This window comes from Marinobacterium jannaschii DSM 6295 (assembly GCF_000620085.1).
Classification (GTDB): Bacteria; Pseudomonadota; Gammaproteobacteria; order Pseudomonadales; family Balneatricaceae; genus Pontibacterium; species Pontibacterium jannaschii.
On record NZ_JHVJ01000003.1, the window covers coordinates 297,643 to 322,302 of the forward strand.

27 protein-coding genes are annotated in these 24,660 nt (G+C 52.3%); 13 read left to right on the forward strand and 14 right to left on the reverse strand.

Annotated elements, in window-relative coordinates; genetic code table 11:
- Positions 1–16: 16 nt before the first annotated feature.
- Positions 17–553, reverse strand: a complete 537-nt coding sequence (gene ftnA, locus Q354_RS0101310; protein WP_027856033.1) for a non-heme ferritin — start codon at positions 551–553, stop codon at positions 17–19.
- A gap of 374 nt (positions 554–927) precedes the next feature.
- Here ftnA and Q354_RS27105 point away from each other — a divergent pair, with 374 nt between their 5' ends.
- Positions 928–1,626 (forward strand): M48 family metallopeptidase, encoded by a 699-nt coding sequence (locus Q354_RS27105; protein WP_051559795.1) that lies wholly within the window; start codon positions 928–930, stop codon positions 1,624–1,626.
- A gap of 73 nt (positions 1,627–1,699) precedes the next feature.
- On the opposite strand, the gene Q354_RS0101325 is transcribed toward Q354_RS27105, so the two are convergent.
- Positions 1,700–2,503 (reverse strand): response regulator, encoded by an 804-nt coding sequence (locus tag Q354_RS0101325; RefSeq protein ID WP_245600963.1) that lies wholly within the window; start codon positions 2,501–2,503, stop codon positions 1,700–1,702.
- 898 nt (positions 2,504–3,401) lie between these two features.
- Here Q354_RS0101325 and Q354_RS27110 point away from each other — a divergent pair.
- Positions 3,402–4,013, forward strand: a complete 612-nt coding sequence (locus Q354_RS27110; protein ID WP_051559796.1) for a TetR/AcrR family transcriptional regulator — start codon at positions 3,402–3,404, stop codon at positions 4,011–4,013.
- Between the two features lie 81 nt (positions 4,014–4,094).
- Here the strand turns inward: Q354_RS27110 and Q354_RS0101335 are convergent, their stop codons facing one another.
- The 3 genes from Q354_RS0101335 to Q354_RS0101345 form a co-directional block, all read right to left on the reverse strand.
- Positions 4,095–4,568: a hypothetical protein gene (locus Q354_RS0101335; protein WP_027856036.1), complete on the reverse strand. Its 474-nt coding sequence runs from the start codon at positions 4,566–4,568 to the stop codon at positions 4,095–4,097.
- Between the two features lie 129 nt (positions 4,569–4,697).
- Positions 4,698–5,273, reverse strand: a complete 576-nt coding sequence (locus tag Q354_RS0101340; protein ID WP_027856037.1) for a YceI family protein — start codon at positions 5,271–5,273, stop codon at positions 4,698–4,700.
- Between the two features lie 8 nt (positions 5,274–5,281).
- Entirely contained in the window at positions 5,282–5,839 is a 558-nt protein-coding gene (locus tag Q354_RS0101345) for a cytochrome b (RefSeq protein WP_027856038.1), read from the reverse strand.
- 558 nt (positions 5,840–6,397) lie between these two features.
- On the opposite strand from Q354_RS0101345, the gene Q354_RS0101350 reads away from it, so the two are divergent.
- On the forward strand, positions 6,398–7,339 hold the full coding sequence (locus Q354_RS0101350) for a LysR family transcriptional regulator (protein ID WP_027856039.1): 942 nt from the start codon (positions 6,398–6,400) through the stop codon (positions 7,337–7,339).
- A 55-nt stretch (positions 7,340–7,394) separates the two neighbouring features.
- Positions 7,395–8,042 carry a YceH family protein gene (locus tag Q354_RS0101355; RefSeq protein ID WP_027856040.1) on the forward strand — a complete coding sequence of 216 codons (648 nt, stop codon included), beginning with the start codon at positions 7,395–7,397 and terminating at the stop codon, positions 8,040–8,042.
- A 73-nt stretch (positions 8,043–8,115) separates the two neighbouring features.
- Here Q354_RS0101355 and Q354_RS0101360 read toward each other — a convergent pair whose 3' ends face one another.
- Entirely contained in the window at positions 8,116–8,721 is a 606-nt protein-coding gene (locus tag Q354_RS0101360) for a LysE family translocator (protein WP_027856041.1), read from the reverse strand.
- Positions 8,722–8,842: 121 nt separating this feature from the next.
- Entirely contained in the window at positions 8,843–9,757 is a 915-nt protein-coding gene (locus tag Q354_RS0101365) for a LysR family transcriptional regulator (RefSeq protein ID WP_027856042.1), read from the reverse strand.
- Positions 9,758–9,874: 117 nt separating this feature from the next.
- On the opposite strand from Q354_RS0101365, the gene Q354_RS0101370 reads away from it, so the two are divergent.
- Positions 9,875–10,786 (forward strand): LysR family transcriptional regulator, encoded by a 912-nt coding sequence (locus Q354_RS0101370; RefSeq protein ID WP_027856043.1) that lies wholly within the window; start codon positions 9,875–9,877, stop codon positions 10,784–10,786.
- A gap of 130 nt (positions 10,787–10,916) precedes the next feature.
- Entirely contained in the window at positions 10,917–11,528 is a 612-nt protein-coding gene (locus Q354_RS0101375) for a LysE family translocator (protein WP_027856044.1), read from the forward strand.
- 51 nt (positions 11,529–11,579) lie between these two features.
- Here the strand turns inward: Q354_RS0101375 and Q354_RS0101380 are convergent, their stop codons facing one another.
- The 6 genes from Q354_RS0101380 to Q354_RS27125 form a co-directional block, all read right to left on the reverse strand.
- Positions 11,580–12,797 carry an EAL and HDOD domain-containing protein gene (locus tag Q354_RS0101380; protein WP_027856045.1) on the reverse strand — a complete coding sequence of 406 codons (1,218 nt, stop codon included), beginning with the start codon at positions 12,795–12,797 and terminating at the stop codon, positions 11,580–11,582.
- Between the two features lie 146 nt (positions 12,798–12,943).
- Positions 12,944–14,026 carry a diguanylate cyclase gene (locus Q354_RS0101385; protein WP_027856046.1) on the reverse strand — a complete coding sequence of 361 codons (1,083 nt, stop codon included), beginning with the start codon at positions 14,024–14,026 and terminating at the stop codon, positions 12,944–12,946.
- A gap of 292 nt (positions 14,027–14,318) precedes the next feature.
- On the reverse strand, positions 14,319–14,924 hold the full coding sequence (locus Q354_RS27115) for a PqiC family protein (RefSeq protein ID WP_027856047.1): 606 nt from the start codon (positions 14,922–14,924) through the stop codon (positions 14,319–14,321).
- The gene (pqiB, locus tag Q354_RS0101395; protein ID WP_027856048.1) at positions 14,921–16,561 is read right to left on the reverse strand and encodes an intermembrane transport protein PqiB; all 1,641 of its coding nucleotides are present in this window, start codon (positions 16,559–16,561) and stop codon (positions 14,921–14,923) included. Before pqiB ends, Q354_RS27115 begins: the two co-directional genes overlap by 4 nt.
- Positions 16,558–17,208: a paraquat-inducible protein A gene (locus tag Q354_RS27120; RefSeq protein ID WP_084332425.1), complete on the reverse strand. Its 651-nt coding sequence runs from the start codon at positions 17,206–17,208 to the stop codon at positions 16,558–16,560. Before Q354_RS27120 ends, pqiB begins: the two co-directional genes overlap by 4 nt.
- A complete protein-coding gene (locus tag Q354_RS27125; RefSeq protein WP_051559798.1) occupies positions 17,186–17,677 on the reverse strand; it encodes a paraquat-inducible protein A in 492 nt (163 codons plus the stop codon). Before Q354_RS27125 ends, Q354_RS27120 begins: the two co-directional genes overlap by 23 nt.
- A 27-nt stretch (positions 17,678–17,704) precedes the next feature.
- Between Q354_RS27125 and Q354_RS28430 the strand changes: the two genes are divergently transcribed.
- Positions 17,705–17,860, forward strand: coding sequence for a hypothetical protein (locus tag Q354_RS28430; RefSeq protein ID WP_169828845.1), 156 nt, complete (start codon positions 17,705–17,707; stop codon positions 17,858–17,860).
- A 72-nt stretch (positions 17,861–17,932) separates the two neighbouring features.
- A complete protein-coding gene (locus tag Q354_RS0101405) occupies positions 17,933–18,592 on the forward strand; it encodes an HAD family hydrolase (protein WP_027856049.1) in 660 nt (219 codons plus the stop codon).
- A gap of 2 nt (positions 18,593–18,594) precedes the next feature.
- Here Q354_RS0101405 and Q354_RS0101410 read toward each other — a convergent pair whose 3' ends face one another.
- Positions 18,595–19,248: a glutathione S-transferase family protein gene (locus Q354_RS0101410; RefSeq protein WP_027856050.1), complete on the reverse strand. Its 654-nt coding sequence runs from the start codon at positions 19,246–19,248 to the stop codon at positions 18,595–18,597.
- A gap of 127 nt (positions 19,249–19,375) precedes the next feature.
- Between Q354_RS0101410 and Q354_RS0101415 the strand changes: the two genes are divergently transcribed.
- From Q354_RS0101415 to Q354_RS24220, 5 genes are all read left to right on the forward strand, one after another.
- Entirely contained in the window at positions 19,376–20,236 is an 861-nt protein-coding gene (locus Q354_RS0101415) for a LysR family transcriptional regulator (RefSeq protein WP_027856051.1), read from the forward strand.
- A 135-nt stretch (positions 20,237–20,371) separates the two neighbouring features.
- Entirely contained in the window at positions 20,372–21,037 is a 666-nt protein-coding gene (locus Q354_RS0101420; protein WP_036228172.1) for an SGNH/GDSL hydrolase family protein, read from the forward strand.
- Positions 21,038–21,147: 110 nt separating this feature from the next.
- Entirely contained in the window at positions 21,148–21,660 is a 513-nt protein-coding gene (locus tag Q354_RS0101425; RefSeq protein ID WP_027856053.1) for a cyclic nucleotide-binding domain-containing protein, read from the forward strand.
- Between the two features lie 588 nt (positions 21,661–22,248).
- The gene (locus tag Q354_RS0101430; protein WP_245600964.1) at positions 22,249–23,622 is read left to right on the forward strand and encodes a malonyl-CoA decarboxylase; all 1,374 of its coding nucleotides are present in this window, start codon (positions 22,249–22,251) and stop codon (positions 23,620–23,622) included.
- A 258-nt stretch (positions 23,623–23,880) separates the two neighbouring features.
- Positions 23,881–24,654: an ATP-dependent zinc protease family protein gene (locus Q354_RS24220; protein WP_084332428.1), complete on the forward strand. Its 774-nt coding sequence runs from the start codon at positions 23,881–23,883 to the stop codon at positions 24,652–24,654.
- Positions 24,655–24,660 lie beyond the last annotated feature (6 nt).

Below are 24,660 nucleotides of genomic sequence, written 5' to 3' on the forward strand. Positions count from 1 at the left end.
GCTTCGGTCTGCGTGATTACAGATCGTTAGTGGACGCGACTTCCATAATGCTGGTGCCTTTGTTGCCCACCAGATTGCCCACTTCCTTATCGATAAAGAACAGGCCCTTGCCGTCTTCGCCGATGATCTCAATCTTATCCAGGATGCCCTTAAACAGCTTTTCTTCTTCGTGCTGCTCGGATACGTACCACTGCAGGAAGCTGAAAGTCGAGTAGTCCTGATTGGTAAATGCGGTATGGGCCAGCTCATTGATCTTGCTGGTAACGAGGCACTCATGTTCCAGCACGTTTTCAAACAGATGCTTGATTGAGTCGAACTGGGTGGGTGGCTCTTCGATAGCGCCCATCTGAGCCAGAGAGCCCGTTTCGTTGACGTAGGTGAAGAGACGTTTCATATGTTCCATCTCTTCATCAGCGTGCTCACGGAGGAAATTGGCGCAGCCTTCATATCCTTTATGTTCGCACCATGCGCTCATCTGGAGGTAAAGATTGGAAGAGTAAAACTCCAGATTGATCTGTTCATTGAGCTTGTCGAGCATCTGCTGGCTAAGCATCAAAAGTCTCCTTAAATACTGCGGGATTTGTGAAGCGACTGCGGCGCATAAAGATCTGGCCCGGTAAAGCGACCTGCCTGTCCCTGATCAGACTAGCTGACCTCTTTAGGCTTGCAGAGCCACTTTTTACTGTTGGCTGAACGTGCACACTTAGTGCATAGATAAAGGCTTTTATGAGTGACTTCAGCAAGCTTGTCGAAATGTTTTTCGATATCATCCTTGCTGAATTTGCACAGGCTTTTAGCTTTCACCCTGTTACATACCGGGTCCGTTAATTTGTGGCTATTCTGTCATAATCGCCGATGCCATGCATCACTCTTAATCCTTTGTCGAGAGGCGGCCTGTGACCCTAAAGAACCGCCGGACTCCTGAAAATGAAGATGAATGAAACACCCCGATACACATTGGTTCGCAGCACACGTCGTAAAACTGCTGCCATTAAAGTGGACCATCAGGGAGTGAAGGTCTCGGTACCTGAAAGGGCCGATCCCCTATGGGTGGAACGTTGGGTAGCGTCGAAAGCTGATTGGATAGCCCTGCAGCAGGAAAAACTTGCCCGGCAACAACGTTGCCACGGTATTCGCATCAGCCAGGGAGCTGTAATACCGCTATTGGGAGAGTCATTGCAACTGGGCTGGGAGATTGGTAGTCGCAATCAGGTTTCTAAGGCGCCGGGGCGCTTAAATGTCCTGCTCTCTTCAAGAGGGCGTGGCGCTGATGACGAGCGTGTTAGCAGGTTGCTGCAGCAATGGTTTAAGAGTCAGGCCGCAGAGATATTCGAACCCAGGCTGCAGCAATGGAGTCAGCAAATGGGACTGGAATACAGTGGTTTTAAGGTGAAAGGCTACCGGCGGCGCTGGGGGAGTTGTGATAATCGCGGTGCAATCTCTCTTAACTGGCGGTTGATTTTGGTGCCACCTGAGCTGCTGGACTATGTGATTGTGCATGAGCTGTCTCATCTGCAACATTTCAATCACGGCAACGCATTCTGGAAGCTTGTTGAGCGTTACTATCCTGAATGGCGACAGGCTAAAGAAGCGCTGCAGCAGCGGGACGCTTTGCTGGAGTTCTGACAGATCCGATACCAGAACGGATCTGTCAGCAGGTGGGGTAATCGTCTCTGTAATAGACGTTAGCCTGAAGAGGTCAGATTTCCAGGTCGTTAACCAGTTGCTCGATCAGGACCTTTACCATCTCATATGAGAGTGGTTTGCTGCAGATAGCCGATACGCCTGCCTGCTGTATGGCCGCCAGATGGCTTTCGTTCTGCTCACTGGTAATCATCATGATAGGAACTGTTGGAATATCGCTATGATGGCGAATATGCTCGGTTAGTTCTTTGCCATCAACATTGGGCATATTGTAGTCAGTGACGATCAGGTCAAAACGCTGGCCAGCGCGTATACGCTCCAGCGCCTCTGAACCATCGCCCGCCTCAGTGATTTCGCCAATCGCAAGTGCATCCAGCATCTTCCGCACAACCTTACGAGACATGCGGCTGTCATCTACCAGCAGCACGCTCAGGTCTTCATGATCCTCATCATGATGTTCTGAAGAGGTGTCGCTGATGTAGTGTAATGTGCTGCGCAGGGCGGTGCAGAGCTCATCGCGGCTGAACGGCTTGGGTAGAATCGCAATAGCGCCAGCCTGGCGTATAGGTTCCAGGTAACGGTAGTGGGTCTCCGAAGAGATCAGCAGAAAAGTCACATCGCGCAGGGCAGGGTGTTCGCGCATCTGATTGACCAGTTCAGTGCCGGTCATATCTGGCAGGTGCATTGAAGATACGGCAATATCCGGCACACGTTTAAGCATCGACTCCCATGCGGGCGTTGCTTCCGTGAACTCGTCTATCTGTTCAATCCCGAAGCTTCTCAGGCGATCGCAGATTATATTGCGTTGCAGATTGGAGGGCTCTACGACTACAACGTACAGATCAGTTAAATCCATCATCTACTTCCGTCTCCACACGGCCTTGTATTTTCCCTGACTACGGCGCGTTTCTAGCTACCTGGAATACCATTGACCGGATCTGAATAATGACTTGCTACCAAAGACCCGGTGTAAGCTTTGCCGGTCTGAGGTTCAGGACCAAAAGAGCTTAGTTTTCAACGCAGTGTAAATGAATACCGACCCAAATGTCAGGCCAATGTCCATCTATTGTAGCGCATTGTAACGAATTGAGCTTTTTCCCGGCCTGGCTTCCCTCAGCGAGTGAGTAAAAGCGCCAGGATATGTGGATTTTTTGTGCAGTTGTGTCGCTGTTCAGGTGTGATAGGCGCAGCAGTGGTGTCTTCAGAGAGCCTTCTCAGGCTCGTATACCCGGTCTGTACTTTCGTTGTTATTTATGAGGCCGCATTCTGCGGATTATGCCTTGCGCGGCAGGAGATGTTTCGATGGCAAACCGGACAGAAAGCTCATTTAGGAGGGGGCTGGTTGGCAGGCTGCCCCTGGCAGTAAGGCCGGAGCGTATAGGCGGTAATCTCCGGCGAAAAGTACAGAGATTAGGTTCGTCCTTGTTTAAATTGGCTGTTCAGAACTTTCTCTTTGGAAGTACCTGAACTCCATGGGCCGTGATTCTGACTGCATGATTTGATCTGAGTCAGCAAACTAATCTGTTTGCATTTTTCCATTTGGTAACTGAGCGTAGCATTAGCCTTAATCCTGTCGCTTATAGAGAACGATCGTCGGGAGTGAAAGGGATGTCTGGGAGCTAGGAGCATCCGTGGGCCAAATCGTATAAAGGCTGGCGGAATTGTTCCTGATGCGAAATCCAGCGTATCAGATCGCACCAACAGGGTTCGGAGACACAATCACTGAACTTCAAGCTTTATAGCTTTGTGAGAGGCTAATGATTAGCAAAGGCAATGCCGAATTAACTCGGCTACATATATTACAGGCTGCAACAGATATTATCGCTGAGAAAGGTCTGGCGGCACTGACAGCAGGCAGTCTGATCAGCCGGGCAGGTATCAGCAAAGGTGGACTTTATCATCACTTTCGTCAGATGGATGAAGTGGTTCTGGCGGCGCTGGATCAGTTGGTGGATGAATATCTCGCTGGCCTTCAGACGGTTTCGGCCCAGCGCCCGGAAGTGCTTTTCGCCCAGCTGGAAACTGATCTGAGAGAGCTTTACCTCCAGCGTAGTCAGCGGATTAAGGCGTTGCACGGCTTTCTCGGTGCCGTTATGCACGTACCAGCGTTTCGCGGGCCCGTCACCAAAGTGTTACGTGGATTGAAGGAACGTCATCGTCAGCAGTTTAAGGCGGCATTTCCGCTGGCGCATACCGATACGCTGAATGCCGCCACAGAGATGCTGGAGACTTTTATCCTGGGATCGATTCTGCAGAGCTATCTGGAACCCGATGGCGATTATATGGCCCAGTGGCCGGAGTTCAGCAAGCACCTTTGGTGGCGTCTGAGTGAGGCATCCGGCAGTGTTCAGGTCTCTGCTGTCAGCTAAGTCGCTGTATCTGAGTGGTTGTATAGAAAGATAAACGCGAAAAATAAGTAGCTGGGAAAAAGTACAAAACGCCTCTGCTTTTCAGGAGGCGGATTTGTTCGCAGAATCGTCAGAATGGTCTGCTAATTGAGCGATCAGCAGCTGCCGTAGAGATTCGCTCTCCTTAAATCCGGGTAGCTCGATGTTACCCTCTTCTCTGGTTGTCAAACTCAGAATCTCTATGCCCAGGCGGGATCGGGATGCAACAGATTCAATATTGCGAAAAGTGATGCGTTGCTGCTGGTCCTGGGCTGGTTTTTCGATGAGCAACGAGCGCGGCGCAAGAGTGACAGAAGATTGCTGCCATTGTTCGTTCAGGTTGTCGATCTTGCGAAGCTCACGACTGCTCAGAAAGAAGAGCAGTGCCATAGGCACTAGCAACCAGGGTTTTGCCAGGTCCAGCAATAGCAGACCAATTGCAAGTCCGATCAGGCCCAGCTGAATGCGGCCGAGGAGGGACTGCAGTTGGGTGACCTTCTGGTCATTCCATTCGAAGTGGTTCGGGGATTCTGACATCAGAGCATATCCTGTTGCTTGTTTTCGACGCTAACTATACCGGCTTAGATCGATTGTTTGCAGCAGAAACAGAAAAGCGGCGCCAGTCGAGAACTGGCGCCGCTTTTTTAGTGTGCTTCAGGGGCGCTATTACTTGCGCTTACCTTCTACATTCAGGTCCAGATAAACTGTTTCTGATGCCGGGCCCAGGTTGTAGTTGATACCAAAGTCTTTTAGTTTCAGCTCAGTTGTGCCGGTGAAGCCTGCACGATAGCCGCCCCACGGATCTTTGCCTTCGCCTACTTTAGCAATCTTAACGTCCACTTCTTTTGTTACGCCATGCAGGGTCAGGTCACCGGTCATAGTGCCGCTGCCATTGCCATTAAACTTGATCTCTTTACTTTTGAATGATGCATCCGGGTATTTGGAAACATCCAGGAAGTCTCCGCTGCGCAGGTGCTTGTCGCGCTCAGCGTGATTTGAGTCGATAGACGCGGTTTTGATATCGACATTGATGCTGGAAGCGTTAGGATTGGCGGAGTCGTAGCTGAAATCACCTTTGAAATCATTGAAACGACCTACCAGCCAGCTGGTGCCCAGGTGGCTGATGCGGAACTCAATAGAGGCGTGCGCACCCGCAGTGTCGATCACATAGTCGGCGGCCTGTACCTGTGAGGTTGCCAGAAGGCCTGCAATTGCGAATCCTTTAATCATCTTTGCTTTCATGGTTAATCCTATTTTATTCCAAATATACGTTTCAGGGTTTCGTCTTTGTCGATGAAGTGATGCTTAAGCGCAGCCAGCGCATGCAACGCTGCCAAACTGACCAGTGCAGTGGCGATCCAGTAGTGAATTGCGCCGGCTACGTCTTCCTGGTTGTCTATCAGTGCCGGTAGGGCAGGGATTTCGAACCAGTTAAAGACCGCTATTGGACGCCCGTCAGCGGTAGAAATCATGTATCCCGACACTAATACTCCTAGCATCAGAATATAGAGCAAGTTGTGAACGGCTTTAGTCGCCAGTGTCAGTATCGCTGGCTGGGGTAGCTCGGCCGGAGGCTTATTGCCGGTGCGCCAGATAATACGGATAGTCAGTAACATCAGGACCAGAATACCGATACTTTTATGCCAGTGTGGTACGGTGCGGTATTCCGGATCGTAATATGTCAGGCTGTCGATGTAGAGTCCCAGTGGATACAGCCCGATAATTGCCAGCGCCATAATCCAGTGGATAGATATCAGGCCCCAGCCGTAGGAATTTCTATCGTTCAATAGTTTTTTGTTAAAAGCCATCAGATTCAGAACCTTATCTCATTTCTGCCGCTTATGCAGCGTGCCTATATGAACACAATTGGTTCAATTAGTGCCGTTAAGATTTGTAAACAAACTGTTTCATTTTTTGAAACTGATTGTGATTATCGTTTCCTGTAAGTCATCGCCTTAATGCGAGTCGCCACACTTTCTGCTTGCCGTGTAGCCGGGTGATCTGTCGGCGCTGTTTTCCGGTTTGGGGAAGAGCATTATTGCACCTGAGTGATTTGAAGCCTGCACAAGTGACATCTCCTTGGTCTGCCGTGCTTCTCCATAGTTGTACCTGTCCGTTGCTGCACCGGTCTGGCTGGTTTCTCGTGCGCGCAATCTCTATATGTCGACTCAAAGATGTCTGGAATTTCGATAACAAAGGATATCTGTTTCGCTTGGCGCTTAGCTGTCCGTCATTACCGCCGGACGACTGCGGCCCTTTAAGTGGGCGGAAATATCTTAGCTCGCCGCAAAATCCGGATACGCATTGATAAGCAGACTTTACTCATGCAGGATGTATGCGTCTAATGCATTTAGGTGATAGTTGTTATGCGTGAAGTGGATTTGAGATCGGTGGATCTTAATTTGCTGGTTGTACTGCGGGCGTTGTTAAAGCAACAGCATGTCAGCCGTGCTGCTGAAGAGCTTAATATGAGTCAGCCTGCCGTGAGCCGGGCATTACAACGATTGAGGAGACTGTTTCAGGATCCGCTGCTGGTGAAAGCCGGTCAGGGGTATGATCTGAGTGCCCGGGCGCTGGTATTGAGGCCAAGGCTGGAGATGTTGCTACAGGACGCCCATCAGTTGGTGAGCCCGCCTCGTTTTGAACCGGAGACGGCCAGCGGTGTATTGAAGATCACCAGTCTGGATCTGGAAGGGGCGCTTTATCTGCCTCAGCTCATTCGCCGCTTCAGAGACCTGGCACCAAAGCTAAGAGTAGAGCTGGTACCCCAGGTGGCAAGCCATTTCAAACTACTGGAAGAGGGCGATGTGCACTTCTGCCTCACCGGAATGACTCCATACCGAAATGCTGATCAGTTTCATCGGCTGGCTCTGGATCACATGGAATCGGTGGCCCTGCTCTCCTCGCGGCACCCGCTTGCGGCTGCTCCGATCAGTCTCCCCGGCTATGTGGAAGCGCCGCATGGTCTGGTGTCGATTACCGGCAAAGGCCCGGGTTATGTCGATGGCGTACTACAACAGTATGGCCTGCAGCGTGAAGTCATGCTGCGGCTATCAAGCTTTATGTCAGTCGCCGAGTATTGTGAGGGTTCAGATCTGGTATTTACTCTGCCGCGTAAGCTGGCCGAGCACATCGCCTGTGGCCGTGAGCTGGCGATAAGGCCTCTACCGGAAGAGGTTGTGAAGCAGGAAATAACTTTCTTTATCTACTGGCATAGCCGTTACCATTTTGATCCGATGTGTCAGTGGGTGAGAGAGCAGATCCGGGCTTTAATTGAGTTGGGCGAAATAGAGGGGACAAACAGCTGAAATCCCATTACATTGATCGGTAGTCCGAAATTTGCAATAGAAACGGGAGTAGCTAATGGATATCAATCTCTCTGCCAATGAAGCGCGACTGATCGGCTGTCTCATGGAAAAAGAGATTACAACACCAGACCAGTATCCGCTGTCGCTGAATGCTCTGACCAGTGCCTGTAATCAGAAGAGTAATCGCGATCCGGTTATGGAGCTGTCTGATGCAGAGGTGCTGGATACCCTGACAGAGCTGGGGAATAAACGGCTGATTCGGGAGGAGACCGGATTTGGTAGCCGGGTGATCAAGTATAAGCACCGATTCTGCAATACTGAGTTCAGTGAGCTACAGCTTTCTGAAAAGGAGTATGCGCTGGTCTGCGTTCTGTTGTTGCGAGGTCCGCAGACCCCTGGCGAGCTGCGGACCCGAACCAATCGCCTGTGCGAGTTTACCGATGTAGCAGAAGTCGAGAAAACTCTGATAGGAATGTCCCAGCGGGAAAACGGTGCTTTAGTTTCCCGGCTTCAGCGTGAACCGGGTAAACGGGAAAGCCGTTATGCGCAGCTGTTTTGCGGTGACCCGGGCGATGTTTGTGCGACTGAAGTTGCGGAGGCTGCGTCAGCTCCTGGCCGGATTGAACAGCTCGAAGCGCAGGTCAGCAGACTTCAGCAGCAGATTAATATGCTGGAAGAACGCTTAAGCCAGCTGGAATCTTAGCTTCTGCTAAGCGGATCTCAGAGAGGCAAGGGTGATCATAGTTTCCCTTGCCTTATCCGCTTCTCGGTTGCGATCAGCCGACGGCTACCTTGATGCCCAGTAAGACTAATGCTCCGCCAATGACCCGTTCCAGTTTGGTTCGAACCTGAACGAGACGGTATTGGATCGCCGGATGGCTGAGGGCATAGACGATGAGTGAGAACCACAACAGCTCAGTTATCACCGGGGTAATGCCAAATAGCAGTTTCATCTGCCAGCTTTCTGCATTTTCCAGGACCTGACTGAAAAGAGCGATAAACATCATCAGGATCTTCGGATTCAACAGGCTAACCATTAAACCGGATAGAAACGGATGTGATGAACCTGGTAGCGCCGCAGTATCATCAGGATCGTTCTTTTTGGGCTTGGTAAACAGGTAGGTTACGCCGATATAGAGCAGATAGGCGCTGCCTAACCAGCGAATAGCATCATAGAGTGCAGGGGTTTCATTAATCAGAGTCGCCAGTCCGGCGATGGTCAGCAAAACGTGAATTGCCAGCGCAGTCGCCAGTCCCAGAGCGGTAATCAGTCCCTGCCGGGATGAACCGCTGAGCGTATTACGCAGTACCAATGCTGTATTTGCGCCCGGAATCATTGCGCCCATCAACATTACGCCTGCCAGTATTAACCACTCCAACATCACGAATCCTTAACGTCTGTACACCTTAGAAAGGACGCCAGTGTAAGAATCAAAGTGATTCAGGGCTAATCGCTATTTTCGATAAAGGTCATAACAAATACGTATGACCTTTCCGCTCAGTTCAGACTGGATGATCGTGGCTGAGAGCCTGGAAGATACGCTCGCGCAAATAGCGATGGGCTGGATCATTCTGCAACCGGTGATGCCAGATCAGGTAATATTGCGCTGCCGTGATCTGTAACTCTGCTGGCAGGGATTTGCTTACCAGTCCGTAGCCTGGTCCCAACTGACGGGCAATATAGTCGGGAAGCGTCAGCAGATAATGACTTCGGGCAGTGATAGCCAGCGCCGAATGGATAAAGGGTACGGTTAGCTTCAGTTGACGATAGAGACCGAGTTGATTGAGGGCATCGTCTACCGCGCGGATTTTATCGCCGCCACCGGTAACCGCAATATGGCCGGAATCGATGTAACGCTGAATCGTCAGTTCACCTTCGGCAAGGGGCCCTTCAGCGCTGACCAGACAGCTATAGTTATCCGTGGCAATACAGCGGCCGTAGATATCATCAGGGATCTGGTCCAGCAGGCAGGTTGCCAGATCCAGCCTTCCCTGACGCAGACTGTCCATCATGCCCGGGTGCCAGAGGTGAAAATGCAGGTCCAGTCCCGGAGCATCCAGCTGTAACTGAGCCAGCACCGGAGGTAAAAGCTCCTGAGTGATGTAGTCGGTTGCGGCAATGTTAAATTGCCCCTGATATCCTGCCGGTTCAAAGTCACCGGGAACAAAAAGGCTTTCCAGCTGATTAAGCAGGTCGGGAAGCTGTTGCCACAGACTCTCGGCTCTCGGCGTCAGATGCATGTCGTTACCTACCCGTACCAGTAACGGGTCGTTAAATATCTCACGCAACTGCGAAAGATTGCGACTCATGGCTGGCTGGGTAATATGCTGCGTCGATGCCGCACGTGTGACACTGCGTTCATTTAGCAGATGGTAAAGTGAAAGCAGAAGATTTAGATTAATCCGGGAGAGTTCCATCACCGAAGCATATCAGGTTAGGTTATGACCGTGTACTCTCCCCTGTATCGTGAAGCTGTAAAGGTCCGGTGAAGCGGATTCACGTCCTTTGCACGGTACCAAATATGGAAATGGAAAATGTATCGCTTGAATCTTAATCTGCTGAAAGCACTGGAAGTGTTGTTAGAGCAGCGAAATGTCTCCCGTGCTGCGGAAGAACTGAACCTGACCCAGTCTGCGATGAGTCGTCAGTTGGGGCAGTTAAGAGAGCACTTTAGTGACCCGCTGTTGTTGCGTGAAGGCAGTGGTTTCCTGCTGACGGCCCGGGCGCAGCAACTGAAGCCCAAAATACAGATTATTCTGGAGCAGATCAGGAGCCTGGACGAAGAGGTTGGATTTGATCCGGCAACTTGCTATCGCAGCTTTAACTTTGCCTGTACGGACTATGTGGCTCAGTTTATATTTCCCGAAGTGCTGCAACACCTCTGGCGGCGCGCACCGGGCATAGATATCCGCTACCAAAATCTGGAAGCGGACTGGGTTCACAGGCTGGGTCAGAAACCGCTCGATTTTGTTTCTACCATGATTGAAGATATCCCGGAAAACGTGCAGGGGCACTATCTGGGCTCTGACGGTGCTGTCTGTCTGATGGCTATAGATCATGAGCTGGCTGCGGCGGCGCAACCATCACTGCAGCAGATGCTGCAGTACAAGTTCGTAACCGTAACCAGTGGTGGTGACAAGGATTCGTTCTTTGACCAGCACCTGATGGCAAATGGTCTAAAACGCCGTATCGCTTATTCAGTACCGTTCTTTTGTGCGGCCTTCAGCGCACTGGCAAGCAGCCAGCTGCTGATGGTTTTGCCTGAGCATATCGCTAACAACGCCGCAAAACGTTATCCGCTCATCACTAAACCGCTACCGTTACCGACACCTGAAAACCACTATCAGTTATTGTGGCACGGTATCTACCATCAGGATCCGGCACATCGCTGGGTGCGTGAGCAGCTGGCTGAACTGATGGGAAACTCAATTTATTCTCCCCGCTAGGTTGCTTCGGTATTAAAGGATGGGTATGCGTAAAAATCATAGCGGCGATGATTAATAGGCATTTTTTGCATGCTCTGGTTTGCTCTATGCTTGGTGTCCTTTGTAGTTGCCTGGTAAAGAGGATATAGCTTTGGAGCTTACAACCTGGTTTTCAATTGTGGCGATATGTTGCCTTGGTGCAATCTCTCCGGGACCGAGCCTGGCCGTAGTGTTACGGCACTCGGTGGGTAACTCCCGTATTCACGGTGTCTATACCGCAGTTTCACATGCCCTCGGCGTCGGTATCTGGGCGGCTTTGACAATTCAGGGGCTGGCTTTGGTCGTTGCCAGCTCTCCTCAGGCATTTCAGCTGATTACCTGGGGCGGGGCAGCCTACCTTGGCTGGCTCGGAATTAAGGCGATCACTCACAGAGGGGGCGGAGCCTTTGATGCAGGTAATGCAGATAGGGTGTCGTACTGGCGGGCAGCGCTTGATGGCCTGATGATATCGTTGCTGAATCCCAAGCTCGCGATCTTTTTTATCGCGCTGTTTTCGCAGTTTGTCGATCAGGATATGGCTCTGACATCACAGTTGATAATGATGTCCACTGCGGCTGTTATCGACGGCGCTTGGTATTGCCTGATTGCATTATTGCTATCGCATTCATCTGTACTGGCAGGCCTGCAGCGCCGGGCTGTGCTGATAGATCGCATCAGTGGCGCGGTACTGCTAGTGCTGGCAGTGAGGGTGGTGACGCTCTGACAAAAAACGCAGCGTCGAGCTGCGTTTTCTGTCGTAAGGCGGGACTATCTGTCAGGTGTTATACATCATCTGCAATGATTCTTCGGCCCATTCCAGAGCGTCGCTATAGGCGCTGCGATAGATATCCTGATTCTCGTCTTCGCTCATCAGGCCGAATTCGCCATTGATATAGTGCCTGACATTACACAACAGCGCACCGGCCGGGCCATTCTGGTGCCGGACCGCCTGCTCAATCTCTTCGCTGACGGCAATCTGTTCAAATATTTCGGTTTCAGTGATATCCAGCATCGCGCCCATCATTGAGAGCAGGCCGGTCATGAAAGCGGTACTTGGCGTAACGACATTGCCCTGCCGGGCGACCGATTCACACATCCGGCCTGTTTGCAGGATCTGACGAGTAAGTTCGGTGGGCTTGCTATTGTTTCCGGACAATGAGATCAGCGTAACCCATTTCTTGATTTCGCTGAGGCCGAGCGTGACGATCGCCTGTGAAATGCTTTCTATCTCATTTGCCAGTGCGTAGAGAGATGAGTTGACGATCTTCAGTAGCTTAAAGGTAAGGTTAGGGTCACGGGTGATGATCTGTTGTAGCTCATCCGGTGATATATCCGGATTTTCCAACGCCGCTAACAGCTGTACCACTACCATCTCGTTACCGGATAACTTGCGGCCTTCAACGATGGTTGGCTTGGAAAGAAAATACCCCTGGAATAATTTAAAGCCCAGTGCCATACACAGCTGGAACTCTTCGTGGGTTTCAACCTTTTCTGCCAGCAGGGTGACATTATAGTCTTGCAGCTTCTTCACATGCTGTATCAGGGTAGGGCCTTTGGTCTGCGTCAGGTCGATCTTGACGATATGGGCCATATCCAGCAAAGGATCATACTCGGGGCTATAGATGAAGTCGTCCAGGGCAACCCGGTAACCCGCATCGACAAAGCGTTTGACGCCGGCAATGGTTTCTTCATTCACCTCGACGTCTTCAAGCACCTCAAGTACCAGTAGTTCCTTGGGGAAGGCCGGCAGGCGGTCGTCTTTTACAAAACTTTCCGGAAGGTTCAGAAACGCAGGCAGCGTCTTAATATCACCGGCGTCGAATATACTGGTAAAACTGTTGATTAAAACATCGGATGTGGCTTTGTTGCCATCAAACACATTGGCGACGTTTTGTTTGTTGGAGCGGTACAGCAACTCATAGGCGACTACATTGAGCCGCCGGTCAAATATTGGCTGCCGTGCCATCAACACATCGCTGAGTGCGTTTTCCATAATCAGTCCTGATGAATACAAATGGTACGGTTAGTAATTGTAGTTACAGGCTGCGCGAAACTACAGTACTGTTACAAATTTTCTTTTTCCGAACCAACATCTGGGCAATGTGAAAAAGGTACGCTTTTTCAGTTGCTTACCGGCTCTCAGGCAACTTTGGCGCAGTTCACCTGATTCCTGCCATTATGCTTCGCGTTGTATAACGCTTCATCGACATCCGTGATCCATTCTTTATGGGTTTTATAGTCGGAACTGAATTCTTTGACGCCCAGGCTGATCGTGCAAAACACACTGTGCTCCGTGCACATTGGTGTTATAGCGGTCGCGACGCGGATACGTTCGGCCACCTTTGAAGCTTCCTTGATGGAGGCGCCGGGTAGCAAGATGCCAAACTCTTCGCCGCCGTAGCGGCCTGTTATATCGATTGAGCGCAGGTTGCGGCGGATTATCGCCGCAAGTCCCCGTATAACCTCATCCCCTACCGTATGGCCAAAGGTGTCGTTAATATTCTTGAAGTGATCCACATCGATCAGGATGAGGCTGGCGGTGTCGTTGCTGGTCTTTAGGCGTTGGTACATGTCCGATACGCACAGTTCCCAATAGGCGCGGTTGTATAGTTCGGACAGTCCGTCTTTACGGCTTATGACCTGTAATGAGCGTTTTTGCTTGTTCAGGTCCTTGGCGAGCCGGTGGCTGACGATGCCTACACATAGAGGAAAGCAGACAATCAATGGCAGTGTGGCTATGACGATGAGTAGCGAAGGGGCTGGCTGCCATTGAGGTTCATGTAACAAAACAGAGGCGGCAGCGCCTCCCAGGGCCGGAACACAGGCACGTCTCAGCATCTTGAAGCCACCGATACTGATCATGCTCATGCTTAGCATCGCAAGGATGGTCGCCGCGGGTAGCAGATTGAAGTCCATGACCGGAATCCAGAAGGCGGCGCAAAAGGCATCGATCCTCAGGTTGGACAGTTCGCAGCTGTAATGATGTTTGCGGCTAACCACCCGTGACCAGGCGATGTGGGGCCAGAGCAGGCCATTGATAATCAGCAGTGCCCATAGCCAGTCAGCTGCATTTTGTTGCAACAAGACTGAGGCAACAGCAAGCAAGGTTAAGGCGGTACCGATGGTGCGGGGCCAGATCAGGCGCTCCGCGAACTGGAGTCCCCTGGAGGTTCGCTTCAGACTGGGATAGAGCTGCAGGCGCGTCATTCCATTGACATTCATAGTCTTGGCTGTTGTTTAGAAACGGTCTGCTGAGTGTAGATCAAAACACCTTAGTATTAGTACCTTTTTCTTAGCAAATGTTAGAAATAAGTCTATAGAACTCTGTTCGAATTCGAGGGTAGCCACAGCTGGCGAAAGAGGCCGTATCGTTGTGGCGCCGGCTTTTCGGGGTGTCCCTTAAAGCCGATGCCAGCTGAATAAACCGGCAGTCTGTAGATCACTGGCCTGTTGAATGCCGGTGGCGATGATCCATGTGTTACGGGTATATCCAGTTTAAAACGTGTTTGATTTCTTACTTCTGACGCTGGCTGATGACCCCGGCCAGGTCGTCTGAAAGCTGACTGATACTGGTACGCAGCGCAGCCACCAGAGCATCGTATCCACTGTCGTTCAGAGGCACCTGTTTATTGAATCGACCGGCCTGCAGTATCTGGCTGTCTCTGGCTCGTTCCAGGCGCCAGTGCCCCTGAAATACTGCATGCCCGTCCATACTGCCATGGAACTGGTTTACCTGAATCCGCAGCCGCATCACCCAGTCTGCCAGTTCGCCGGCATAGCCGCTGTCCACCCGGCTCGCAGGCAGGCGCTGGTTGAGATCATTCTGTAACGCGTGGGTGATCGCAGTTTCCGGCAGTTCAGCCCATAAATGGTGCTTAGCCAGCTGTAAACGATGCGGCGCGGTCTGGACAATCAGTGATTCGGTATCCAGATACTCCGCCATCGTCAGGGGGGCCAGGCCGATGATCTGATCGGCTGAGACTTTAGCAGTTGTCGTATTTACCAGCTGATCGCCTGACAGAATATAGTAGCGGGTCTCGGGTATTTTCTGGGCTGTGCTGCAACCGCAAAGCAGGGCGAATATCAGCAGTGGCAGGGGTTTTAGTAACGAATATTTCATTGGGCAGCCTCGGGCAGAGGGTCCTGGGCGGGTGGCTTACCGAAAATCAGTGAATCCGGCTTCTCTTCGATGGTTTTGAGTACAGGGTCGAGGCCATTCATCGTTTTGCTGATATCTTTCAGCGTGCGGCTGAAATCACGATAGATCGGACCATCTGCTGACAGATCTCGCAATGTGGTGCGGGTTTCCACCAGGGTTCGGGCCAGTTCTTCAGGCAGTGCTTTAAGGGCCTCATCATTCAGCAGACTATTCAGAGACAGGGTGGTCTTTTCCAGCTGCTGTAATAGTTTACGTGACTGCTCAACCGAGGCCTTGGATTCTGCCAGAACCGCTTCTATCTCCAGATTATTGATCTTATCCAGTACGGCGACCACCTGTTGTTGCAGCTGTTCAAGGCTGCCGGGAATGGTAGGCAAGGTGGTATATCCAGCGGTCATATCCAGAATAGCGGGCTCGACATTGTCGTAAAAATCCAGATCGACAAAGGTACTCCCGGTCAGCAGGTTGCCAGTCTTCAACGTTGCTCGCATTCCGCTCAGCACACCGCGGGCAATATCGATATAGATCTGATCCAGCGCACTGCGCTGGTCGCCAAGGCCCATACGTCCTGGCTCGATCTTGATCATCACCGGTATACGGATATCCTCGCCCTGGTTGACTGTCCGCATATCCAGCGGGGTCGTACTGATGACTGAACCAATCCGGATGCCCCTGAACTCAACCGGTGCATTGGCTTTCAGGCCGCGAATGGACTGATCGAACAGCACCAGAAATTTGACGCCATAGCGGTACGGATGTTCGAGTATGCTCTTACGATTTGGATGCAGTTTGAAGCTGTCGCCATCTGCGACTTCGCTGCCCGGGCCTTTGTCGGGCAGGTCGTCAAATGACACGCCTCCGCTGAGCAGCGTCGCCAGGGAGTCGGTTTGTAGCTGAACCCCCTCGGCAGACAGGTCTAGGTTGATGCCGCTGGAACTCCAGAAGCGGCTGTTGCTGTTCACCAGCTTATCGAAAGGCGCATTAATGAAAACCTGATAGCGCCCGGTTCGGGTTTCGGCGTCAAACTCAGTTGCCTCGACCCGGCCGACATTGAAGCCACGATAACTGATCGGATCGCCGACATAGAGTGTGCCGCCGCTGTCATTCATCAATGTCAGGCGCAGTCCCGGGGTGTTGGGTGGGGTGACCGGAGCGCTTTCCAGTCCGCTGAAGCGATAGGTGATTTCCTTGCTATTGCCTGGCTCCAACTGGATATAGGCGCCGGATAACAAAGTGTCCAGCCCACTGATACCTTCTGTGCCGATACGGGGGCGGACTACCCAGAATTGACTGTCGGTATTCAGCAGAGGCTCGGCCGATTTGCTTAGCCGGGCTTTGACTACCACCCCGTCCCGGGCTCGATTTAGCTCGACTGACTCGACCTTGCCGATATCGACGCTCAGGGCCTTAACCCGTGTTTTTCCGGCTTCGATACCGGTCGCAGTGGCAAAGTTAAGCGTGACCACGGGTCCCTGCGTCGACCAGTGCTGGTAGACCATCCAGCCACCGATCAGCAGGGCTATAAGGGGGATAAGCCAAATGCTGGAGAATTGTTCCTTCTGGTTCAGGTTTGCAACCTGTGCTTCTGATTCACTCATGTACGATCAGTATCTCTGGTGGAGTTTTCGGTGACATCCCATATCAACCGGGGGTCAAAGCTCATTGCTGCCAGCATCGTCAGGATAACCACACCGGCAAACGCCAGCGCCGCAGCGCCGGGGTAGATGCTCATCAGGGCACCAAGTTGTATCAGTGCTACAAGTATGGCAACAACAAAGACATCGACCATTGACCAGCGCCCGACCAGTTCTGTCAGCAGGTAGAGTCGAGTCAGGTGTTTTGGTCGGTTATGCCCGCGTGAAACCGTAAAGCAGAGCCAGCACAGGGCGAAAATCTTTGCCATAGGAACCAGTACGCTGGCGATGAAAATGACCAGTGCAATCGGATAAGAGCCATGCTCCCACAATAACAGAACGCCGCCGAGAATCGTGCTGAGTTGCTGTTGGCCGAGGAACTCAGTGTTCATAATCGGCAGAACATTCGCCGGTATATACAACAGTATTGAAGTAATCAGCAGTGCGAACGTTCGTTGCAGGCTGGCCGGCTTTCGAATATGTAAGCGGCTCTGGCAACGGGGACAGCGTAGGGTGTCTTGAGGACTCAGGCGGCCACAGCTGTGACAGCAAAGTAGTCCCTGTGCGGCGGCGCTGTCTTTCGGAAAACTACTTTCTGTTTGCATGGGCATGCTCCAGCCAAATCCACAGATGGTGACGGTCTATGGCCGAGATAGCGGCTGTCAGGCACAGGCTGAACAGAACGTAGGCCCAAAAGGAAATGCCGAGAATAACGTCAGCCATAGAGGCGATTTTTATCAGGCTGACCAGGACGCCGATAAGAAAGACCTCGACCATGCTCCAGGGCTTGAGGGTAAAAAGGTAGCGACAGACCCGGTAGCCGTTGTGTGGATAGCGCCCCCGCTTCAAAGGGATCAGCAGGTAGAGCAGGGTGCTTAGCATGAGCGCCGGGATTAGCAGTATAAAAACTGCAACCAGCGCAGCCAGCACGGGATGGCCCTGAGTGGCCAGCTCAAAACTGCTGTGCAAAAGATTCATCACCTGTTCCCGCCCCTGTGCACGGAAAGCAAGAAAGGGAAACAGATTGGCCAGTAGCAGAAACAACAGGGCCGAAGAACTGAAGGCCAGTGCCTTGTTCATGGCGTTATATCTCAAGGCGGCAAGCAGATGACCGCAATTTGGACAATGAGCTTCCTGTCCCTCTTCCAGGTGGGGAAGGTGAATCAGCCGATCACAGTGATGGCAGGCGGTATGTTGATCCATGAGGTGCAACTTTATGAACAGTGGCTCTATTGTGTGTTCTGTATTCTGACTGAAATATGAATATCAATGAAGCCATAAAGAGAATTCGTCAACTGGACTAAGCTTTCTGTAACGATGGCAAGGGAGAATTCTATGCATTTGGTGATGTTCGATATTGACGGCACTCTTGTACAATCGACTGGGCAGGATGTCAGTCACTTTACAGGTGCGGTACATGATGTACTTGGTGTCCACATCTCGACAGACTGGCGGGACTACCAGCATGTTACAGACAGTGGCATCCTGCGCCAGGTATTGCAGCAGACGGTGCCAAGAAAAGTGCATGGTTTGTTTTATCGGCGTATTCGCCAGCGTTTCATTGATCGTCTGAAGTGGCAGCTTAAGCATGAACCCTCACTGACGCCCCCGATACCCGGGGCCGGCCAGTTTATCGAACGGCTGGAACAGCGCGATGACGTGACTATTGCGATTGCTACAGGTGGGTGGCTTGAAACCGCCATTCTCAAGATGCAGGCTGCCGGAATCTACTGCAGAGATCGCTACCTGGCGTCCTCATCGGATGACTATGATCGCACGCGCATTATGAGAATAGCGGAACAGCGGGCCCTGAGTGGCCGGCGGCCGTTGTCCCGCACTTACTTCGGTGATGGCGAATGGGATCGCGAAGCCTGTCAGCGACTGTGTTACGACTTCATCGCCATCGGTAACCGAGTCGATCATCAGGTGGCGTTTAGCGATTTCTCTGACCCCAACGCTATCCTTGCGCAGATGAACCTGAATCGGCCGGAGTGATATCAGGCAGGCTCGTATTTGCTGATAACTTCGGTTTCGGACTCGGCCGCGCGGTACCATTCACGCATCGCATTATCCTGCAGCCAGTGCTCAACATATCCGGCGGAGCGCTCTGGTAATGAGATGTTATAGCTGTCGAAACGGCTTGCCACTGGGGCAAACATCGCATCGGCTATAGAGAAATCACCGAATAGCCAGGGCCCCTCAGACTGCTTTGACAAACACTGTTCCCAGATTTCGATAATCCTGTCGATATCTCTCTGACACGCCTGCGAGGGCGTAAAGCCCGCAATATTTCTGCGGCAGTTCATCGATATCTCTTCCCTCACAGCAAAAAAGCCGGAGTGCATCTCTGCACTGATCACTCTGGCAAGTGCTCGGCTGGCGGCGGATTGCGGCCAGCCGTTGCCATCCAGCCACTGTTCACTGATATATTCGCAGATCGCCAGAGAGTCCCACAGAGTCAGGTTATCTGCTTCCAGGACCGGCACTTTTCCCGCAGGACAATGTTGCGCCAGACGGCTTGCAGTATCCTCCTGAGCCAGCGCTATACGGGTTTCTTCAAAAACGATGCCGAATTTTTTCAACAAAATCCACGGGCGAAGAGACCAGGAGGAGTAGTTTTTGTTTGCGATTATCAGTTTCGGTAAAGTCATCGGGCGGGCTCCTTTAGCTGCGGCCATTCTCTGAGTGGAGCCATAGTGAAAGATCGCTATCTTTGTCACAAACGAATAATCTTTACAGCTGCTATTCAAGTTGTTGATAGAGGGGGGAAAGGTCTCAATGGATACGGATTTGCTGCGTAGTTTCGTGGCTGTGGTGGACACCGGCAGCTTCACACGGGCGGCAAAACAGATCTTTCGCACTCAGTCTGCGATCAGTATGCAGATCAAGCGGCTGGAAGAGCAGTGCGGGCGGGTGTTGTTTATCCGTAACGGACGCTCGCTGGAACTGACTGAGGAAGGGCGTTCACTGTTAGGGTACGCACGGCAGATTCTGCAATTGCATGATGAGGCGCTCACCGGCCTGCGTCAGCGCAGAAGCTACAAGCCGCTCCGGCTTGGTTGCCCGGAAGACTACAGTCGCCAGCTGTTACCCGATCTGATCATAATGCTGCGCCAGCGCTTTCCTGGCCTCCAGCTTGAAGTCTCGGCGTCTCCAACACCGGTGCTGCGCCAGCTGCTGGACAGCGGTGAACTGGATATTGCCGTTGTTACGCGCCAACCGGGTGGCGATGAAGGCTACAGCTTGTTTCAGGACCGGGGTGTCTGGCTGGCCGCGCCCGGTTTTAACCTGCAACAGTGTGGTTCGGTACCGCTGGTTCTGTACGATTATGAGTGTAAGTTTCACAGTGCGGCCCGGGACGGGCTGGAGAAACAGGGGCGGGATTATGAGGTTCTCTGTACCAGCAGTCACCCGGCATTGCTGTTGGAGTTAGTGCGTCGTCAGCAAGCCGTGACTGTCGTTGCCAGTTGCACCGTACCTGATGACCTGGAAGTGATTGAAGGGTTTGGCGTGGAGATGCCACCGCTGCCGGTTATCGATGTTGTAATGCTGGGCAGCGCAGAAGGGCATGAGTTGGTGACAGCACAGCTGTTACGTGAATTGGCCGGGCAGTATCGTCTATCAATGAAACAATCCTGATTATTTCTTGCTGTGGGGCCTCTGCCCCTGCCTGAGGCTGCTATTCTCAAGTTAGGAGGCAACTGCATTGACGCAGCGAGGACAGAGCTTCCATTGGAGGAACAGGACGTCATTCATCCGATAAGGAATAGAGTGATGAAACAGATATTGGTATACGGAGACTCTCTGAGTTGGGGAATCATTCCCGATACCCGGCAGCGTTTTAGTTTTGACAAGCGCTGGCCCGGAGTTATGGAGCAGGTTTTACTGGAGAAGGGATTCAATATACGCGTATTTGAGGATTGTCTGAACGGACGCCGCACCGTCTATCAGGACCCGTTTAAACCGGGGCGCAGGGCGCTGGATTCAGTTAGTCAGTCAATTGAAAGCCACTCACCGCTGGCATTGGTGATTCTTTTCCTGGGTACCAATGACCTCCAGTCTACCGATCAGTTCAACGCCTGGCACGCTTCCGAAGGGATGGCTGCGCTGGTGCATGCTGTGCGTGCGGCACCATTGGAGCCGGGGATGCCATTACCGGAAGTGTTGATTGTCGCGCCGCCGAGAATCAAACATCCTCAGGGGGTGATCGGGGCGAGGTTCAGCGGCGCAGAAGAGCGAAGTTGTGGTATCAGTGAGCGTTACCGTCTGGTGGCTGATCAGCACGGTTGTCATTTTTTTGCGACGGATGACGTAACCCCGGTGAGCCGGGTCGACGGTATACATCTTGATGAATACCAGCATAAGGTGCTTGGGGAAGCGCTGGCACATCGTACAGAAGCGATTTTATTTGAGACAAGAGCAGAGCATCGGGCCATGTAGCGGGTCGGTGTTCAGAAGGGGTACAGGCACTGTTTGCTTATACTCGGGTATTTCTAGCCGTGTGGCAGATAGGTTGGGGCTGCCGCACTTTGTGACGGAAGGGTCAGATTATGAACCCGATTTCAGTTGAACAACTCATGCAGGATTTCCCACTGGATTACCTCAGAGAACTCTCCACGTTGGGTGCGATCTCTGATGACACAGTGATGAATCTGCTCAACGAGGGGCGTATTCTGCAACTTGCAGAGGGGGAAACTCTTTACCATTTCGGGGAAAAGGTGAAAGGGTTCTACGTGATTCTCAGCGGAGAAATTGATCTCTATCAGAACCACCTGGGTAGCGAGGTGTTGATTCATCAGTATCAGACAGGAGAGCAGATTGGTTTTGTGGGTATGATCGCCCTGCACGATCGGATGGGTAGTGCGATAGCCAGCTCGAACACGGTCGTATTGGAGCTATCTGCTTATCAGTACTTTGATCTGCATCTGACCGCATCCCAGGACTTCGGTTTGCTGACGCTCAATCTGTCACGGGAGATGGCCCGAACGATAGGAAACCTGGGAAACTGCGTGGCAGAGCTACGGGCGGAAAATGAGCGCCTCTCGGCACAGGAACACCACTGACTACTGATGCACAAAGCCTGCGCTGCAACTCCAGCGCGGGCTTTGTGGTTAGCGCAAACGCCAGGCCAGCGTTCATTATGCCTGCAGGGGGGGCTTAAAGATCGATTTGGACTCTCCCGGTTGCCGACTTGGGCCTGTTCAGCTAGATGGCCCGGAGCTAAGGCTCAAAGTGTATCTACCTGGCTCGGATTCAGTGTGGGCAATCATGGCCACCCCTGATACGGCAGGATAGGAATACAGCCCGCGTTCTATTGCAGGACCCTGAACATCCTCCCCGTCCGGATCACTTATATCTCCGGCCTGCTCCCATACCTGAATATTGCGTTCCGGATCTCTTAGCCACGTTTTGAACACTACTTGTTATGCAGGCTGGCCATGCGCTGCCGGCACACAACCTGTCGATGTCTTTATAGTCCGCTTCTTCGCCCGCAGGGAAAGCATATCTCTGTTTGCCGGTGTCTCAGGTAACTGCTTTCAGATAACCCGCCGCTGGTTAGAGGTCGTTTGCTAAATAGATGATCGCAATTGTAATTTTCTGCCCAGATGGTTATATGAAAGGAGATTCTGAGCCGTATATGGGAGATCAGCGTGATTAATAGAACATGGAGCCGCCTGCGTGAACTGTGGAACGGCGTAGCGGTATTTGGACAGAGCAACGATGAAAATCGCTTCTCTCCTGAGCTTCCTGATGCGGAGTTACCACGATTGCGTCAGTGGATGGATGCCTGTCTGGATGCCCGGGGCGGAGAGGTGTCGGCACGGGCGCTGGCAGCCGCGCTGGGTTATGCCTATATGGACCTGAATGAGGCAGGCCGGTTACGCTTCCTGCGTTTACTGGCGACGGAGTACGGCCGGGATAATCGGGTTATCGAAGCGCATATCCTTGACTGGCAGCAGGCGGGTGACGAGGAAGCGCGTCAGGACGCCGCGCAGAAGCTGCATCATGTATTGGAACCTCCCCGCAGCCGGCTGTTGACGCTGTTCAACGAACTGCCGGAGGGCGTGAAGTTTCTGGTTGATATGCGGGCCGAGCTGCTGGACTGGCGTCGCGATCACCCGGAACTTAAGCCACTGGAACAGGATCTGAAGCGGCTGCTGATCTCCTGGTTTGATATCGGATTCCTTAAACTGGAGCAGATCAGCTGGCGTAGCCCGGCAGCCTTGCTTGAGAAACTGATTGCCTACGAGGCGGTACATGCGATCCAGAGCTGGGATGACCTGAAAAACCGCCTTGATTCGGATCGACGCTGCTTTGCGTTCTTCCATCCCCATATGCCGGATGAGCCGCTTATTTTTGTTGAAGTGGCGCTGGTGAACGGGCTGGCCAACAGTATCCAGAACCTGCTGGACGAGTGCGCACCGTTGCAGGACCTTCAGCAGGCAGATACCGCGATTTTCTATTCCATCTCCAATGCACAGCGCGGACTGGCGGGGATCAGCTTTGGTAACTTCCTGATTAAGCGGGTGGTTGCACTGCTGGAACGGGAATTTCATCACCTGCAACGGTTTGCGACACTGTCTCCAATCCCCGGCTTACGCCGTTGGCTTGATAAGGGGCTGGCTAATCCGGAATCTATGCTGCTGCCTGCAGAGGAAAAATTGCTGCGGGATGCCGGTTTGAACCTGGCGGATCTGTTACTGAAAAACCGATGGCAGGAAGATCCAGAACTGGTGGCCTTGCTGGAACCGTTGATTTGCCGGCTGACGGCCCGGTATCTGGTCAAGGAGAAACGTCATGATGGTAAAGCGGTCGATCCGGTGGCAAATTTCCACCTGAGCAATGGTGCCCGGGTAGAGCAGATTAACTGGCTGGCTGACCGCTCGGTGAAGGGGATTCGACAGTCCGCAGGGATGATGGTCAACTACCTCTATCAGCTTGATGAGATTGAACAAAACAGCCAGCAGTACACCGAGTCCGGAGGCGCCGCTCATAGTGCGGAGGTCGGGCGTTTGCTCAATTAAATTGGCTGTTCGCGTCGACGCGATGCAAGCACAGGTCTATCCTTTCTAAATAGCAGTTGGCCTGTCTGTTACAGGTGGGCCGACTTTCAATAAGCTGAATTCCAGAGGTGGATGGTACCTGATCTGCAGTTGATTTGTTTAGGTGACCTTCGGTATCCCAGCTGTAAAGTCCTGTCCCGGAAAGATCAGAGCTTTCATCCTGATTCGCCCGGCACAACCTGAATTCCCGCACCGCGTGGGGAATCTGGGAGTAAGAAGATGAGAGTATTTCCGCTGCTGCTCTCGGCTCTCTTGCTTCAGGGATGTGTAGCAACCGAGAGATTGCAGCATCAGACGATCCAGGCCATCGACCGGGCCAATCAACAGTGCAGAAGCCTGTCTGACCGGGTAGCTGGCTTACAGCTTGCTCATCAGGAAACGGACGCAGAGATTAATAGTCAGCGCCGTTATCTGGAGAAGATTAATCAGAAAGTTACCCCCAAACCGGTCCCTGTACCGCCGCCAAGGGAGTGTGAGCCTGTCAGAACAGCGGCTTCCGACAACAAGATAGTTGTAGGGGAGGTCGAATGGGCGCTAATGGACTACGGCGGCTACCTGAAAGCACAGAAAGCCCGGATGGATACAGGGGCGACCACCTCATCGATCAGTGCATCCGAAATCACCGACTTTGAACGCAACGGCGAGCGCTGGGTGCGCTTTGTACTCGAAGATGGCACCGAACTGTCTAAACCGCTTGAACGTGTCGCCCGCATCAGTCAGGCATCCGCGTCTGCAGACCGGCGTCGCATTGTCAGACTCGGTATAAAACTGGGTGATATCTCCCAAAACGCAGAGTTTTCGCTGAAAGATCGTAGCCACCTTAAATATGAGGTCCTGATCGGACGTAACCTGTTGCGCGATCTGTTAGTGGTCGATGTGGCCAACCGGTTTATGTTGGGCTCCAAGCCCAAAGTGCCAAAGCAAAGTATCCCGAAAAAGAAAAAGGCCAGCAGTAAAGAGCCCGATAAGAAATCATCCGGTCAGACCGAATAGGGGGTT